Genomic DNA, 16288 nt, shown 5'->3' with positions numbered 1-16288 from the left:
TGCATGAGAATTCATATAAAGAATGGACGTTTTATTGATCCACGAAACGATATTGATTCTATTCAAGATATTTTTATTGCTAAAGGCAAAGTTGTCGGAATAGGTGAGGTCCCTGTTAAATTTCAAGCTAGCCGTATAATTGATGCTCAATCGTTAATTGTATGCCCGGGTCTGGTCGATTTATCCGTGCGCTTGCGTGAGCCAGGGCTGGAATATAAGGCTACCCTTGAATCCGAAATGAATGCGGCCGTTGCCGGTGGTGTAACGAGCATAGCTTGTCCGCCGGATACGGATCCACCACTGGATGAGCCAGGCTTGGTAGAAATGTTGAAGCATCGCGCCAAGAATCTGAATCAAGCCCATGTATACCCTATTGGTGCGCTTACTCAAGGATTGAAAGGTGAGCGATTGACCGAAATGGCGGAACTAAACGACGCTGGTTGTGTGGTTTTTGGTCAGCCGGATGGCTTGTTGCCAAACCTTCGGGTGTTAATGCAGGCTATGCGGTATGCATCTACATTTGATTTTAGCGTGTGGTTACGCCCTCAAGAAATCAGTTTGACTGGTGATGGCGTGGCGCATGATGGTGAAGTTGCAACCCGATTGGGGCTACTTACAATCCCTGTTTGTGCAGAAACAATTGCTATTTCCAACATTATATTATTGACCAAAGAAACAGGAGTTAAGGTGCATCTGTGCCGAATTTCCAGTGCTGAAGGGCTGACGATGATTCGTGCTGCCAAGCAACAGGGTTTGCCGATAACATGTGATGTGACAATTAATCATTTGCATCTGTCAGATATGGATATTGGTTTCTTTGATTCCAACTGTCATTTAATGCCACCATTGCGTGGTTTTGAGGATCGGGATGCGTTGCGGCAGGGTCTGTTGAATGGTACGATTGACGCCATTTGTTCCGATCACGCACCAGTAGATGAAGATGCCAAACTGTTGCCATTCGGTCAATCTGATATCGGAGCAACGGGCGTAGAATTATTGCTACCCTTAACATTAAAATGGGGGACAGAAATGCACCTATCTTTGCCAAAAATCTTAGCAAAGATTACTTCCGATCCAGCGAGGATTCTGGGCATTGATGCAGGGCATTTGTCCATCGGAAGTGCGGCGGATATTTGTATTTTTGACCCTGATCACTATTGGAAAGTGACGTCCTCTGCCATTTTAAGTCAAGGCAAGAATACGCCTTTTATGGGCATGGAATTGCCGGGTGGAATTAAGTATACCCTGGTGAATGGTCGCATTGTTTATGAACATTGAATACGATCATGCTTTTCTGATTTATTAACGATAATACAAAGAAATATTTTTCAATTAGTTGGAGAGACATGCCGAACCCATTGCTAGATTTTTCCAGGCTTCCTCGTTTTGCAGAAATAACGAATGAACATATTGCACCAGCCATTGAAACACTATTGCAAGAGAATCGTGCAGTAATTGAAAAAGTGCGGGCAGATGTTCAAGCGCCTACTTGGCAGAATTTTGTGCAACCAATGGTGGATGCAAATGAGCGTTTGTCACGCGCCTGGGGTCAAGTGTCGCATTTAAATGCGGTGATGAATACTGCACAGTTACGGGAAATCTACAATGCCAATTTACCTCTGATCACTCAGTTTTATGCTGAGTTGTCTCAGGACGTATTGCTGTTTGAAAAATTTAAGCAATTGCGTGCAAGCTCGGAGTTCAGTCTTTTGACTCCGGCACGAAAGAAGATCATTGAAAATGAATTGAGAGATTTTCGTTTAGGTGGTGCGGAATTGCCGTCTGAAAAGAAACAACGATTTTTGCAGATTCAGAAAGAATTATCAAAGCTATCATCAGCATTCAATGACAATTTACTGGACGCAACGAATGCATTTGAATTGTTGGTTGAGGATGTTAGAACCGTGACGGGTATTCCAGTTGATGTGCTTCAGGCGGCTAAGGAATTGGCCGCGGCAGACTCAAAAGCAGGTTGGAAGTTTACCTTACATATGCCTTCGTACCTTCCTGTGCTGCAATATGCGGACGATCGCAATTTGCGTGAGAAGATGTATCGTGGTTATGTTACGCGAGCCAGTGAGTTTGATAGCCAAGCTGGATCGGATAAAGATAATATGCTCCTTATTAACAAGATCTTGAGGCTCCGCCGAGAAGAAGCGCAAATGCTGGGCTATGAAAATTATGCTGAAGTTTCGTTGGCGACAAAAATGGCAACCTCTCCACAACAGGTTCTCGATTTTCTGAGGGAGCTGGCGGCTAAGGCAAGGTTGTATGCCGAGAGAGATTTGCAAGCGCTTAAGCAATTTGCAGCCGAGAAATTAAATCTGCCAAAACTTGAGGCTTGGGATGTGGCTTATGTCAGTGAAAAATTACGCGAGGAACGTTATGCTTTCTCAGATCAGGAAGTTAAACAGTATTTTCCGGAGGATAAAGTACTCGCTGGTATGTTTATGCTGGTGGAAAAGTTGTATGGCATTCAAATTCTTCCTGTATTGGCTTCGCGCGATGTTCAATGCTGGCATCCCGATGTTAAGTTTTTTGATATTCTGGATGCTTCTGGACAACTGATCGGTCAATTCTATTTGGATCTGTATGCGCGGACTACCAAGCAAGGCGGCGCTTGGATGGACGAAGCAGTTACGCGGCGGCGAATCGATGATCAGCAAACCGGAAAATACAAAATACAAGTACCAGTTGCGTATCTTTCATGCAATTTCTCGGCACCATTGACAATTAACGAACAGTTACGTCCTGCATTATTCACACACAATGAAGTAATTGTCTTATTCCATGAATTTGGCCATGGGTTACATCATTTGCTGACAAAGGTTGAGGATTTAGGCGTGTCTGGCATTCACGGTGTCGAATGGGATGCGGTAGAACTACCGAGCCAGTTTATGGAGAATTTTTGTTGGGAGTGGGATGTGGTGAGCGGAATGACGCACCACATTGATACCGGAGAATCCATACCTAGGGTTTTGTTTGATAAGATGTTGGAAGCAAAAAACTTCCAAAGTGGGTTGCAAATGTTGCGGCAGATTGAGTTTGCTTTATTTGATATGCATGCGCATTTTGATTATAAACCGGATGGTGACAAGACGGTACTACAGTTAACTTATGAGATTCGAAGTGAGGTGGCAGTGATCATTCCGCCTGATTTTAACCGTTTCCCAAATAGCTTTGCGCATATTTTTGCGGGGGGGTATGCTGCTGGTTATTACAGTTATAAATGGGCGGAAGTTCTTTCGGCGGATGCTTATAGTGTTTTTGAAGAGGTTGCATCGACTGGGGTAGTTAATGCAGTGACTGGATCGCACTTTCTTGAAGAGATTCTTGCAGTGGGGGGCAGTCGTTCGGCATTGGAGTCATTTATAGCTTTCCGGGGGCGAGAGCCAGAATTGGATGCGTTGTTGCGCCACAATGGAATGGGGGTGGCTTAAATATAAAATTAATGTATAGTACTTAGCCAATTAATTTTTGTTAAATACCCTGATTAATCTGTCGTATACCAGAAGCTTGAGATCTAATTCATAAGGTTTCTTTTTAATGTTTAGAGAAGAAGTAGCATTTGTTCATAGTTGGTTTGAACAAAGGTATCACCTTGGATCTGTTCGTATTGAACCGATTCTATAAGTGTGGCAAGATCCATAAAATTTTTTACTAAAATAAGAGTATGATTAATATGATCCATTCCAGAATTGTCGCTATTTTATTGGTCGGTGTATTTTTAACTGGCTGCGCCACTACGAAACTCAATAACGAGAACGGTACTTACGATCCTCTAGAACCAATGAATCGTGCTGTTTTTAGTTTTAATGAGATGGTCGATGACAATGTTTTCGAACCAGTTGCTAGAGGTTACAAGAAGATTATGCCTGATCCCCTCGAACTGGTGGTGGGGAACTTTTTTTCAAACCTTAACGATGTGGTGGTGATAACGAACTCTATTCTTCAATTAAATTATGAGAGTGCACTTGCCACTGGCGCTCGACTACTTATCAACACCACTTTTGGTATTTTTGGTTTGATCGATATTGCAAGCGATATAAGTGCAGCTAGTGATGTGAATCTCAGCAAGCGAAATGAGGATTTTGGTCAAACTTTGGGGCATTATGGAATTGGCAGCGGGCCTTATGTGGTTCTACCTTTCTTGGGGCCGAGTTCCGTGCGTGATACTTTTGGCGTTGCCGTTGATAGTTTCTTTATGGATCCTGTTACACAAGGAGTGACAGGGGTTTTTCTACATAATGTGGACTATATTAATTCAACTGCTGTGCGTATTCCAATAGCAGCAGCGAGAGCTGTAGATACACGTGCACAGCTGTTAGATGTTGAGAAAACACTGGAAGAAGCTGCGTTGGATAAATATGAATTCATGCGTGATGCATATTTACAAAGACGTACTAGCTTAGTAAATAATAGTAGTGAAGAAAAATAGTTATAAACGTTAAGCAGATGTGTTTTTTAAATTTCGGGATTGAAAAAGTAGCATCAACACTACAACTTGCTACGAATTTGAATAATAAATTAGTTTATTGATCATTAGTTGACATACCAAAAAAGCGCATTGAGAAGGAAGTATTTCCGGATCCGATGTGCTTTTTTTAATCCCAAAATAAAAATAAGGGACGGAAACACTAACAATGACAATGCGATTGCGGTCTGGTCATGTTCATGTTATGGCGCACACACTTAAATCACACACGGAATTAGAATAGACACTTGAGATGTGAAGCTGTTTCATATAGTTGATTTGCCCAAAGTGTGGAGTGTTTCAAGTGTGCTTTGAAATGATGGAGAAATGAATTGATGGAAAATTCAGTGATAATTGTGGGGAGTGGTTTGGCGGGTTATGCCGCAGCACGTGAAATACGCAAGCTGAATACAGCGTTACCAATAGTAATGTTATCAGCAGATCATGGTGGTTTTTATTCCAAGCCTATGCTATCGAATGCACTGTCATCAGGTAAGGATCCTGAGTCCATTTTGAATGGAGATGCTGTTAAAATGGGATCGCAATTGAAGATGTCTATTCGCCCTTTTTGCCGGGTAACTTTGATAGATCAAGAGAGGCATGAGTTAACTTTGACTGATGGCGAACGGCTGGTGTACGGACAGTTGGTTCTGGCACTGGGCGCTGACCAAGTACGTTTGCCGTTGTCAGGAAATGGTATAGCAGAGATATTAACTGTTAATGATCTTGATGATTATAAAAAATTTAGGGATGTGCTAACTGGCCGAACGAGAGTTTGTATTATAGGAGCTGGTTTAATTGGTTGTGAATTTGCGAATGATTTGGTAACGAATGGTTATCGAGTTGATGTGATTGATATGAGCGCGCAACCACTTGGCCGTCTCTTGCCGCGAGTGGGAGGAGCATTTATGCAGAAGAGATTGGAAGCTGCTGGCGTATTTTTTCATTTAAACACAACGGCTCGGTCGGTAGATCAAACACAGCAAGGGAGATTTCGTCTGACGCTAGATAATGGCGAATTAATCGAATCTGATATTGTATTGTCAGCGGTTGGATTAAAACCGCGCACGCAACTTGCTGCCGCAGCTGGAATTCAAGTCAATCGTGGAATCGTTGTAAACCGCTTGCTGCGAACTCATCGTGCCGATATTTATGCATTGGGTGATTGTGCTGAAATAGAAGGAAAAGTACTGCCATTTGTAATGCCGATTACGCATGCAGCGCGAGCTTTAGCTGCAACAGTTACAGGTAATCCTACTCAGATTCATTATCCGGCAATGCCAGTAATTGTAAAAACCCCATCATGCCCAACAGTAGTGTCTCCGCCAGATTTTAGCGTTAAAGGTGAATGGAATGTTGAAACTGTGGAAGATGGTGTTAAGGCACTTTATCAAGATGACGCAGGAAATATATTGGGGTATGCATTATTGGGTACGGCGATCAAGGAAAAAAATAACCTAACCGCTCAATTACCTGTGGTGCTGAAGTGATAATAAGCAACGTTTTTAATGTTTAGTGTTCTTTAAGACAATGGATAACAAAATAAATATAGAATACTTGCAACAATGAAGTTTTTCTTTGATCTTTTTCCAGTAATATTATTTTTTATAACTTTCAAGTTTTACGATATTTTTATTGCAACTGCTGTCGCGACAGTAGCGGCTATCGTACAAATTGTCTGGCTTTGGTTCCGACAGCATCAAATAGAAAAGCTGGTGTGGATAAACCTGGTGATTATCGTAATTTTTGGCGGAGCTACATTATTAGTTCAGGATGAAACATTTATTAAATGGAAGCCAACAGTTACGTATTGGTTGATTGCATCTGTTTTGCTAGTATCGAGTTTGTTTCTTAGAAAGAATTTGATCGGATTAATGCTTGAAAAGCAAATGATCTTGCCTGTAGCAGTATGGAATATACTTAATCTGAGTTGGGTAGTTTTTTTTCTTTTCATGGGAGGGATTAATCTGTATGTTGCCTTTAGTTTCTCAGCAGATACGTGGGTTACATTTAAACTATTTGGTGCTACGGGAATAATGCTTGTGTTTATAATTTCGCAAGTCCTGATATTAGGAACATACTTGAAGCAAGTGCCTGAGAGAATCTTGACTGCAGATGAACAAAATAATCTGATTGAAAAAATAGACAATAAGATTGGAAAGAAACAATGATGCTATACGCGATAAATGCAGAAGATGTACCCAATAGCTTAGAAAAAAGAATATCAGTTCGATCAGAACATTTAAGAAGAATTAGGGCATTGCAAGAAGCAGGCCGACTAATTTTAGCGGGACCTTATCCTGCAATTGATAATCAAGATCCAGGTCCACTTGGTTTCTCGGGCAGTTTGATAGTGGCAGAATTTGAATCTCTGGAGACAGCTCAGGCTTGGGCTAATGAGGACCCCTATGTTAGTGCGGGTGTTTACCAAAGAGTAACAGTTAAACCTTTTAAAAAGGTTTTTCCTGAGTAAGAACTTAGAGTGTATTTTTCTCTATAATATCAAGTGACTTCACTAGAAATAGTGGCATATTGAGTTCACGTCTTACAAGTAAAGGCGTATACTTTAAACTGATGCTATATTCTGGTGAATATAAATTTTATCCCAATCATAAAAAAGGAAATTCCATGCGTTTGAAGAAATTTTCACAAGTAATGATAATTAGTGTTTGGAGCTTAATTGCATTATCTGTACAGGCTCAGTCATCAGGAGTTGTGGCTAAAGTAAATGGTGTTGCAATTCCACAGTCACGCTTGGAATTGATGGTGAAAGCTAATGTGGCACAGGGACAGCCAGATGGGCCAGAGATGAGAAAAGCTTTACGTGAGAATCTGATTGCAGAAGAGATTCTTGCCCAAGAGGCAGTTAAAAAGCGCCTTGATCAGGATTCAGAAGTTATCGCGCAACTTGAAATAGCACGCCAAGCAGTTTTGGTTAGAGCATTTCAGGCCGATTATATAAAAAATAATCAGGTTAGTGATGATACTTTACGTAAGGAATACGATGTTCTAAAAGTGCAGATGGGTGATAAAGAATACAAAGCTCGCCATATTCTTGTGGAAAACGAAAATGAAGCACGGGATATTGTTGCTAGTCTCAAAAAAGGCGGTAATTTTGCTAAAATTGCTGAAGAAAAATCTATCGATGATGGGAGTAAGGAAAATGGCGGAGAATTAAATTGGAGTCCACCTGCTGCTTATGTTCGGCCATTTTCTGAGGCGCTCGTGAAACTATCGAAAGGAGGCTTGACGGAACAGCCAGTGCAGACCTCATTCGGCTGGCATGTAATTCAATTGATGGATATACGTCCCATGGAAGTTCCTCCATTTGAAGAAGTAAAACAAAATATACAACAGCGTGTATTGCAACGTGAATTTGCTACAGTAGTGCAAGATTTACGCAGTAAAGCAAAAGTAGAATAATTTCTTTCCGATGTCGGGTGGGTTGGGAATTAAAACGACTTAAGAAATTTCCTATCTACCCGCGCAGCGAGTCCGCAAAGTAGCTCATAACTGGAAGTCTCAGCGTAGGTAGCTATTTCTTCGACAGGCATACCCTTACCCCAAAGAACAACTGGGTCTCCTAGTTTAGTGTTTTCAATTCCAGTAAGATCTATAGCCAGCATATCCATGGATACTCGACCTAGTAATCGACCACGTTGATTATTAATCAATACGGGTGTGCCGGTGGGGGCGTGGCGTGGGTAGCCATCGGCATAACCACACGCAACAATACCAATGCGCATTCGATAATCAGCTTTGAAAAGCCCATGGTAACCGACTTTATCACCAGCTTCCAAATCATGTATTGCAATAATTTTGCTTGATAGTGTCATGACTGGCAGAAGGTTAAGATCTGCTGCAGTTTTATCTGAAAAAGGTGAAGCGCCGTATAACATTATTCCAGGACGTACCCAATCACTATGGGTTTCAGGATAGTTGACGATAGCAGCTGAGTTTGCAAGGGAGCATGGATAATTATATTTTTCGGTGATAGTTTGAAAACATTGAAGCTGACGAAAAACACTTGCTCTTTCATGGGGATCATCAGCACTGGCAAAGTGCGTCATGAGTGTAATATTTTTTACCTGTTGATTATTTCTTAATTCTTGAATAACTTGTGGCAACTGTTTGGGAGATAATCCCAAGCGATTCATGCCAGTATTAACTTTTATGAATATGTCTATTTTGCGACTTTTGGAATCAGATAGCATCGATACTTGCTCAGTATGATGAATGACGGTGCTCAATTGATACTGTTCAACTAAAGCTATTTCCATAGTAGAAAAGAAGCCTTCTAAAAGTAAAATGGGTTGTTGATAACCTGCAGTACGTAGGGTTATCGCGGCATCTAATTCCAGTAGTGCAAATCCATCGACATTTTTAAGTGCGCTTGCAGTATGAAGTAATCCGTGGCCATACGCATCCGCTTTTAGAACTGCCAAAATGCGTGTATGGGGTGCGTATTGACGGACTATGCTCAGATTATGCGCTAATGCAGAATGGTTAATAATTGCTTGAATAGGGCGTGACATTAAATTTTATGATAAAAATAAATAGTATCGGCGAGTTTCTTATCCAGTGTGCAAAATATATTTTCAATTGTTAATGCTTCGGTAATTTGCATAATATGCTAATCTCATAAACTTAATTGAAATTATCGATAAAAAACGAGTTAAGGTTTTGTTTTTAAGTAGTCTTAGAAAATAATTTAACCAATAACTATTGGTAAAGAGCCAAGATAACAGGGAATAAGTTTGAAACGCGGGTTTTATACAATTATGGCAGCGCAATTCTTTTCTTCACTTGCAGATAATGCGCTGCTCGTTGTGGCGATTGCTTTGTTAATTGATTTACATGCTCCCGCCTATTTAACACCCATGTTGAAGTTTGTTTTTGTGCTGTTCTACGTCATTCTTGCTCCATTTGTTGGTGCATTTGCTGATTCTATGCCAAAAGGGCGGGTCATGTTTATTAGCAACACCATCAAAATTACCGGTTGTGGTTTGTTATTTGTTGCTATGCATCAATATTTTGCGTTAGCCGCATACGCAGTTGTAGGATTAGGTGCTGCCGCTTATTCGCCTGCTAAATATGGCATATTGACAGAATTATTGCCACCTGAAAAACTGGTAATTGCAAACGGATGGATTGAAGGGCTAACGGTAGCATCTATTGTATTAGGAACTGTTTTAGGTGGCATACTAATCACTCCTTCGGTTGCAAATGCTTTGTTGGAATTTGATTTTCCCTTTATAGAGACGGGAATAGACAATGCGCTGGAAAGTGGGATTTTTTTAATAGCTATCATTTATACCATCGCGGCATTATTTAATTTGTATATTCCTAATACAGGTGTCGATCATCGTATTCCTAAGAGAAATATTTTTTTTCTGGTTCATGAGTTTAGTCACTGCGTTAAATTGTTGTGGTCAGATAAACTCGGACAAATATCTCTTGCGGTGACCACTTTGTTCTGGGGAGCAGGTGCCACACTTCAGTTTATTATATTGAAATGGGCCGAAGTGGCAATGGATTACCCGCTCAACCAAGCGGCACAACTGCAAGGTGTAGTGGCTTTAGGTATCGCTGCAGGTGCTATCATGGCAGCTCGATGGATTTCATTGCGGCAATCAGTAACAGTTATTCCATTGGGTATTGCAATGGGCATTGTTGTCATGGCTATGATTTTAGTAACGGATTTGTGGATAGCTATTATTTTGCTGATACTAATCGGCGGACTAGCGGGATTTTTTGTGGTGCCGATGAATGCTTTATTACAGCATCGTGGGCATATTTTGATGGGTGCCGGACACTCTATCGCAGTGCAGAATTTTAATGAGAACTTGAGTATTTTAGTATTGTTATCGTTTTATGCTTTATTAATTTTATTTGAAGTGCATATCTATATCGTTATTGCTGTTTTTGGATTATTTGTTTCTGTCATGATGACGTTGGTTAGAAAATGGCACCTGCTAAATCAAAGTAAGGAAGATTCACTGCATCTGATTGGTACAAGAAAAGTACGCTAGTTTATTGCATCAATTAGTCAGTTGATTGGGAAGTATCATCAAGTGAGAGGGGATTCTGAATCAATGATTTCATGACTGATTGGGCGAAGCATAAATCTTTCCAGGCTTTGGCCTTTTCCGGAAGAGCGCGCAATAAATAGGCAGGATGATAGGTGACAATCAATGGTATACCTGAATAATCATGTAGTTTTCCACGTAAACCGGAAATGCTGCTGTCACACTTAAGAAGATTTTGTGCGGCAACTTTACCTAATGCAATAATAATTCTTGGTTTGATCAATGCGATTTGCCTAGTCAGGAAAGGTTCGCACTGCTTAGCTTCATGTGTACTAGGGTTTCTATTATTGGGGGGGCGGCATTTGACGATATTAGTAATATAAACCAGATGCTCCCGGTTTAACTGAATTGCTGATAACATCTGGTCAAGCAATTTCCCAGCTTGCCCTACAAAAGGTTCACCCGTTTCATCTTCTCTTGCGCCAGGTCCTTCGCCAACAAATAACCAGCCTGCGTTCTCATCACCGGTACCAAATACAGTATGCGTGCGAGTCTTACTCAAAGAGCAGGCAGTGCAATGTGACACTGCTAGTCGCAATTGATCCAAATTCATTTGATTAATTTCGTTGGATTGCTCCGGCTCTTTTTTGAGCGTGAACGAAGATGTAATATCTTCACTTTTAGCAGATTCCGGATGAAATAACTGGTTAAAGTGCGAAGCACCTGATCTAAAATACCATGCTGGCAACAGATTTAATTCTTTAAGTATTTGTCTGCGTCGATTATTCATAATTCCAGTTGCATAACAAGTGCATCTTCGCGGCCACACATGGCGGGGTAGTAACCTTTTCGTGTGGCAATTTGATGAAAACCCATTCGTTTGTAGAGCTGTGCAGCGCCATGATTGGATTCGCGCACATCGAGAAATATAGATTTTGCTGCTTGCTCTTTAGCGCATTCAATAAAATGTTGAAGTAATTTCTTGCCTAAGCCTTTCTTTTGCCAATCTGCTGAAATGCCCAGTGTAAGTACATGGGCTTCTTCGGGGCTCCTCATCATGATTCCATATCCCATAAGTGTATCGTCTTGCTCGAGCACCTGGCATACATAGCCTGCTTTAATAGAATCGGAAAAATTACCTGGTGACCATGGAAAAAGAAAAATTTCACGCTCGATAAGTATAATGCGATCTATATCCGAAAGATGCATTGTTCTGATGTTAGCAGCTCGCAGTAATATCATAATTGTCGTTCGTTTTCTTTTAGTGCTACCTTGTTTCGTAAGTATATTGGTGTTGCATTTGCTGGATCGGTACCAGGATGGAGCAGTGCGAGCCGGGCGATTTCTTTGGCATGCGGATGAAGATCACGGTGAATTTGTTGGAGATTCTTACGGTAGCGTGACGATAATTCTTCGTGATAAACATCAAACCCACTGCCGCAGCCATGCCAATTAGTATTAGTGTCAGATAGAGCAGGCGCTTGCTGCGGTAGGCAAAGAATGGGTGAGCTAACAATTTCCCAGCTATGGTTCGTTACTTTTTGATAGGCAGCATGATAAATCTCGCCCATACGAGCATCAATCGCCACAATAACTTTCTGTTTGGCTATTTTCTGCGCAACAGCTTCTAAGGTGTTGATTCTTATAACCGGGATGCCGTTGGTATAGGCTAGGCCTTGTGCAACCCCGCATGCGATGCGTAAACCAGTAAAAGAGCCCGGTCCGGCGCCAAAAGCAATGCCATCAATTTGCTGCAATGTCAATTTTGCTTCTTTCAGTATTTCTTGAATCATAAATAAAAGCATTTCTGAGTGGCGTTGCCCTGCGTGAACTTCTTTCTCGATTACTGTTTCCCCTAGCTGAAGCGCAACGGAACAAAATTCGGTAGAGGTTTCAAAAGCGAGAATTTTCATGGTGGTTGCAGAGCTGAGATATCAGGAGATATTATAAAATGTCGTGGAATATTTAATTATCAAAGAAATCTGCCTACTTTAAGTACCAATGACTGAGTGGAATATATTCGACCCCGCTGTATGTCGGTTTCGATTGTACGAGGAACCATTGATTGACACACCATTGAATCGGTTTAACAAGGTCAGTGCTAACATGATGGATGGCTTTACGGAATATAGTGATGTGTGGTTTGTAGGCGCGATTGTCAAATGTGAAGCCACCTTTTGACAGCGCAAACTTTAATGAACCGGCAAATGAAAAGAGCTCTGCGGGGAATTTTTTTGATTGGATGTAAATAATATGATTGTGTCGCCAATAGCCGATTGTGTCCAATTTAAACGCAAATTTTTTTGCGGAAATATTTTCTGCGATTTGCTGTAGTGTTTGGATCCGATGAATCTCGACATTTCCTAAAAATAGCAATGTCAAATGAAGATGTTGCATTCTAACTTTACGGCCACCGCAAATAGGTTCAAGCGTTTCACTATGGTGTATCAATTGCTTTTGTATCTGTTTGTTAGGCAAGATCGCAAAGAATACCCGAATTGATTTTCTTTCTATTTCGTTACTCTTGGTCAAGATTTCTTTCCATAAAATCAATTAAGCATACGACTTCAGCAGCAATGCCTTCTCCTCGGCCAATTGCACCCAGATGTTCGGCAGTTTTAGCCTTAATGTTGATATTGCTGGTTTGAGTTTGTAGATCCTGTGCAATGTTGCTAATCATGGCAGAGATATGCGGTGCCATTTTAGGCATTTGAGCAATAATGGTTGCGTCAATATTAATGATTTTATACTGAGAATTTTCCAATAAGCGATGTACATTGCGTAGTAGCACTCGGCTATCGATATGTTTGTACTGAGGATCAGAATCGGAAAAATGCTTTCCAATATCTCCCAGTGCTGCTGCACCAAGAAGGGCATCGCAAATGGCATGTAGCAACACATCTGCATCAGAGTGACCCAATAATCCCTTATCATAAGGAATTGTTACTCCACCAATAATCAAATGACGGCCTTCAACCAGTTGGTGTATATCAAAGCCCTGACCTATTCTCATCGTACTCATGGATTGTTCCTTTGTTGAATAATTAATTCTGCTAATGCCAAGTCTCTAGGATAGGTAACCTTAAAGTTGTAAGCGTCACTCTGTATAAGTTTAGGATGAAATCCTAGCGCTTCAATTGCGCTTGCATCATCGGTAAAGTGAAGCTTCTCAGCATTCTGTAGTGCTTTAATAAGCAATTCATAGCGAAACATCTGCGGTGTTTGTGCTTGCCATAAGTTTTCTCTGGGTTCAGTATGCGTCACGCGATCCTGGATATTACTGCGCTTCAGGGTATCAGAGACGGGTACCGCTAATAGCCCGCCAACTTCATCATGAGTTAATTCATTAATTAATTTCTCTAGTTGAGCTGCGGTTAAGCAAGGTCTTGCAGCGTCATGTACCAAGATCCAGTCATTTGTATCAATCAAGCCTTTTTGCTTTGCAGTAGTGAGGCCATTCAGGACACTTTCAGCTCGTGTTGCGCCACCACAGTTAAGTGCAATTAATTTGCTGGAAAACTCAGACCAGTCATACTTGATCCAGTCGCAATCGTCGGGAGCAAGAACGACAAATATGCTTGTAATAAGCTGATTATGATATAGCGTATTGATTGAATGATAAATCATGGGCTTATTGTCTAAGTATAAATATTGCTTGGGGAGTTCGCTGCTCATGCGAGATCCTGAACCTGCAGCTGGAATTAAAGTAAAAAACTTTGTCATAATGATTCTTGTTAGGGGTCGATTAGCGCGCCAAGCTTGATAGAATTAATGCAGCAATTATAATTTCTTACGTTTCTTTTGTCTGAGATTGTTGATACTTATATTATTTATTCAGTATAAGTCTCTTATTATGATGTAATTGAGTTCGAAAAAGACAAATGAGTTTTGAGTGCAGTAGTGGTTATAATTACTAAATTTTAAGGTGGAATTTTATGGAAGCAGAACAAATTAATGCAATTTTGAATCACCTTCAGGATCTTGATATTCGGGCCAGTGAATTACGGAGGTTTCTTTGACTTTGATTCCAAGCAAATCCGATTGAATGAATTAACACGCTTACTTGAGGATTCAGCTGTGTGGGAAGACAGCAAACGTACTCAAGAAATAGGTCGTGAAAAGAAATTGCTGGAAGGTACTGTTGTTACGTTGGTATCTATGGAGAAACAACTTTCTGATGCTAAGGAGTTATTTCAGATAGCTAAAGATGAGATGGATGAGGCGGCGCTTGTGAGTATTGCGGGTGATGCTGAAACTATTGAAAAAGTAATAGCAAATTTAGAATTTCGTCGCATGTTTTCTGGCCAAATGGATCCGAACAATTGTTTTGTGGATATACAGTCAGGCTCTGGAGGAACCGAAGCGCAGGATTGGGCAGCTATGCTCGAGCGTATGTATTTACGTTATTGTGAAAGGCAAGATCTTGATGTGGAAATTTTGGAAGAGTCACCGGGTGATATTGCAGGCATTAAAAGTGTTACTTTAAAAGTCTCTGGTGAATATGCATATGGTTCTTTGCGGACAGAAACCGGCGTGCATCGATTGGTTAGAAAGTCGCCATTTGATTCTGGTAACCGCCGCCATACTTCATTTGCCAGTGTTTTTGTTTATCCTGAAGTCGATGATGGTATAGAGATTGAAATCAATCCGGCTGATTTAAGAATCGATACATTTCGAGCATCTGGAGCTGGGGGACAGCACATTAATAAAACAGATTCTGCTATTCGTATTACACATAATCCTACCGGGATAGTTGTGCAATGCCAAAGTGGTCGTTCACAACACCGGAACAAAGCGGATGCGCTTGCAATGTTGAGGTCGAGGTTATTTGAAGCAGAGTTACGTAAGCGTAATGAAGAGAAGCAAGCCATAGAAGAGAATAAAACGGATATCGGCTGGGGACATCAGATTCGGTCGTATATATTGGATCAGTCTCGGATAAAGGATTTACGTACAAATATTGAAGTTGGAAACACACAAAATGTATTAGATGGAGATTTGAATAATTTTATTGAGGCGAGTCTCAAGCAAGGTGTTAAGTAAGTCGAATCAGTATTAGTAACTGAGTGATTGTATTCTTGGGTTTTTTTAATATGATTGGTTTATATGGATTCTTATTTCAAAAATGATGTTAGAAATATCTTGACCAGTGCTATAGAGTCTGTATAATTCCGCTTCTCTGCTGCTTAGCAAGTATTAATAAGTAGCAACGCTCTTTAAAAAAATACAATCGATAGGTGTGGATACTTAATAAAGTGAAGAGGGTAAAACCTCAAAATAAATAGTATTCGCAAGAATTAAAGGTGTTGATAAATTAAGTATTGTATCAATTACCAAAACGTCAAGCGAAGAGTTAACAGAATTGAACTTAAGAGTTTGATCCTGGCTCAGATTGAACGCTGGCGGCATGCTTTACACATGCAAGTCGAACGGCAGCACGAGTGCTTGCACTTGGTGGCGAGTGGCGGACGGGTGAGTAATACATCGGAACGTGTCCTTAAGTGGGGGATAACGCATCGAAAGATGTGCTAATACCGCATAATATCTGAGGAAGAAAGTGGGGGATCGAAAGACCTCATGCTTTTGGAGCGGCCGATGTCTGATTAGCTAGTTGGTGAGGTAATGGCTTACCAAGGCAACGATCAGTAGTTGGTCTGAGAGGACGACCAGCCACACTGGGACTGAGACACGGCCCAGACTCCTACGGGAGGCAGCAGTGGGGAATTTTGGACAATGGGCGCAAGCCTGATCCAGCAATGCCGCGTGAGTGAAGAAGGCCTTCGGG

At 41.0% G+C, this 16288-nt stretch carries 16 protein-coding genes and 1 rRNA gene; 10 read left to right on the top strand and 7 right to left on the bottom strand.

Going from position 1 to position 16288, the window contains the following annotated elements; translation table 11 throughout:
* Positions 1-3: 3 nt before the first annotated feature.
* The 7 genes from Q0C11_RS05705 to Q0C11_RS05675 all read left to right on the top strand — a co-directional run bounded on the left by Q0C11_RS05705 (position 4) and on the right by Q0C11_RS05675 (position 7897).
* Entirely contained in the window at positions 4-1278 is a 1275-nt protein-coding gene (locus Q0C11_RS05705) for a dihydroorotase (protein ID WP_293006518.1), read from the top strand.
* Positions 1279-1346: 68 nt separating this feature from the next.
* Positions 1347-3440 (top strand): M3 family metallopeptidase, encoded by a 2094-nt coding sequence (locus tag Q0C11_RS05700; protein WP_293006516.1) that lies wholly within the window; start codon positions 1347-1349, stop codon positions 3438-3440.
* Between the two features lie 233 nt (positions 3441-3673).
* Positions 3674-4438, top strand: coding sequence for a VacJ family lipoprotein (locus tag Q0C11_RS05695; RefSeq protein ID WP_293006514.1), 765 nt, complete (start codon positions 3674-3676; stop codon positions 4436-4438).
* A 371-nt stretch (positions 4439-4809) separates the two neighbouring features.
* On the top strand, positions 4810-5964 hold the full coding sequence (locus Q0C11_RS05690) for an FAD-dependent oxidoreductase (RefSeq protein ID WP_293006512.1): 1155 nt from the start codon (positions 4810-4812) through the stop codon (positions 5962-5964).
* Between the two features lie 75 nt (positions 5965-6039).
* Positions 6040-6645: a septation protein A gene (locus tag Q0C11_RS05685; RefSeq protein WP_293006510.1), complete on the top strand. Its 606-nt coding sequence runs from the start codon at positions 6040-6042 to the stop codon at positions 6643-6645.
* Entirely contained in the window at positions 6645-6947 is a 303-nt protein-coding gene (locus Q0C11_RS05680; RefSeq protein ID WP_293006572.1) for a YciI family protein, read from the top strand. Before Q0C11_RS05685 ends, Q0C11_RS05680 begins: the two co-directional genes overlap by 1 nt.
* A 155-nt stretch (positions 6948-7102) precedes the next feature.
* Positions 7103-7897, top strand: coding sequence for a peptidylprolyl isomerase (locus Q0C11_RS05675; protein WP_293006570.1), 795 nt, complete (start codon positions 7103-7105; stop codon positions 7895-7897).
* A 29-nt stretch (positions 7898-7926) separates the two neighbouring features.
* On the opposite strand, the gene alr is transcribed toward Q0C11_RS05675, so the two are convergent.
* Positions 7927-9009 carry an alanine racemase gene (gene alr, locus Q0C11_RS05670; RefSeq protein ID WP_293006508.1) on the bottom strand — a complete coding sequence of 361 codons (1083 nt, stop codon included), beginning with the start codon at positions 9007-9009 and terminating at the stop codon, positions 7927-7929.
* A 222-nt stretch (positions 9010-9231) separates the two neighbouring features.
* Between alr and lplT the strand changes: the two genes are divergently transcribed.
* Positions 9232-10506 carry a lysophospholipid transporter LplT gene (lplT, locus tag Q0C11_RS05665; RefSeq protein WP_293006506.1) on the top strand — a complete coding sequence of 425 codons (1275 nt, stop codon included), beginning with the start codon at positions 9232-9234 and terminating at the stop codon, positions 10504-10506.
* Positions 10507-10519: 13 nt separating this feature from the next.
* Here the strand turns inward: lplT and Q0C11_RS05660 are convergent, their stop codons facing one another.
* The 6 genes from Q0C11_RS05660 to ispD form a co-directional block, all read right to left on the bottom strand.
* On the bottom strand, positions 10520-11293 hold the full coding sequence (locus tag Q0C11_RS05660; RefSeq protein ID WP_293006505.1) for a uracil-DNA glycosylase: 774 nt from the start codon (positions 11291-11293) through the stop codon (positions 10520-10522).
* The gene (rimI, locus tag Q0C11_RS05655) at positions 11290-11745 is read right to left on the bottom strand and encodes a ribosomal protein S18-alanine N-acetyltransferase (RefSeq protein WP_293006503.1); all 456 of its coding nucleotides are present in this window, start codon (positions 11743-11745) and stop codon (positions 11290-11292) included. Before rimI ends, Q0C11_RS05660 begins: the two co-directional genes overlap by 4 nt.
* Entirely contained in the window at positions 11742-12416 is a 675-nt protein-coding gene (gene tsaB / locus Q0C11_RS05650; RefSeq protein WP_293006502.1) for a tRNA (adenosine(37)-N6)-threonylcarbamoyltransferase complex dimerization subunit type 1 TsaB, read from the bottom strand. Before tsaB ends, rimI begins: the two co-directional genes overlap by 4 nt.
* Before the next feature lie 73 nt (positions 12417-12489).
* A complete protein-coding gene (gene thpR / locus Q0C11_RS05645) occupies positions 12490-13035 on the bottom strand; it encodes an RNA 2',3'-cyclic phosphodiesterase (protein ID WP_293006501.1) in 546 nt (181 codons plus the stop codon).
* Positions 13022-13525 carry a 2-C-methyl-D-erythritol 2,4-cyclodiphosphate synthase gene (gene ispF / locus Q0C11_RS05640; protein ID WP_293006499.1) on the bottom strand — a complete coding sequence of 168 codons (504 nt, stop codon included), beginning with the start codon at positions 13523-13525 and terminating at the stop codon, positions 13022-13024. The genes thpR and ispF overlap by 14 nt, the downstream gene beginning before the upstream one ends.
* Positions 13522-14226, bottom strand: coding sequence for a 2-C-methyl-D-erythritol 4-phosphate cytidylyltransferase (gene ispD / locus Q0C11_RS05635; RefSeq protein ID WP_293006497.1), 705 nt, complete (start codon positions 14224-14226; stop codon positions 13522-13524). The genes ispF and ispD overlap by 4 nt, the downstream gene beginning before the upstream one ends.
* Positions 14227-14438: 212 nt before the next feature.
* Between ispD and prfB the strand changes: the two genes are divergently transcribed.
* Positions 14439-15546, top strand: a protein-coding gene (gene prfB / locus Q0C11_RS05630) for a peptide chain release factor 2 (RefSeq protein WP_293006495.1) whose coding sequence is annotated in 2 segments (ribosomal slippage) — positions 14439-14519 and positions 14521-15546 — 1107 coding nt in all. Because the reading frame shifts where the segments join, the coding sequence is not laid out codon by codon here.
* A 321-nt stretch (positions 15547-15867) separates the two neighbouring features.
* Positions 15868-16288 (top strand): 16S ribosomal RNA (locus Q0C11_RS05625); the annotation flags it as partial.

The organism is Nitrosomonas sp. (assembly GCF_022842015.1).
Classification (GTDB): Bacteria; Pseudomonadota; Gammaproteobacteria; order Burkholderiales; family Nitrosomonadaceae; genus Nitrosomonas.
Note: the sequence above shows the minus strand (reverse complement) of the source record. Positions and strands in the feature narration are given on the sequence as shown.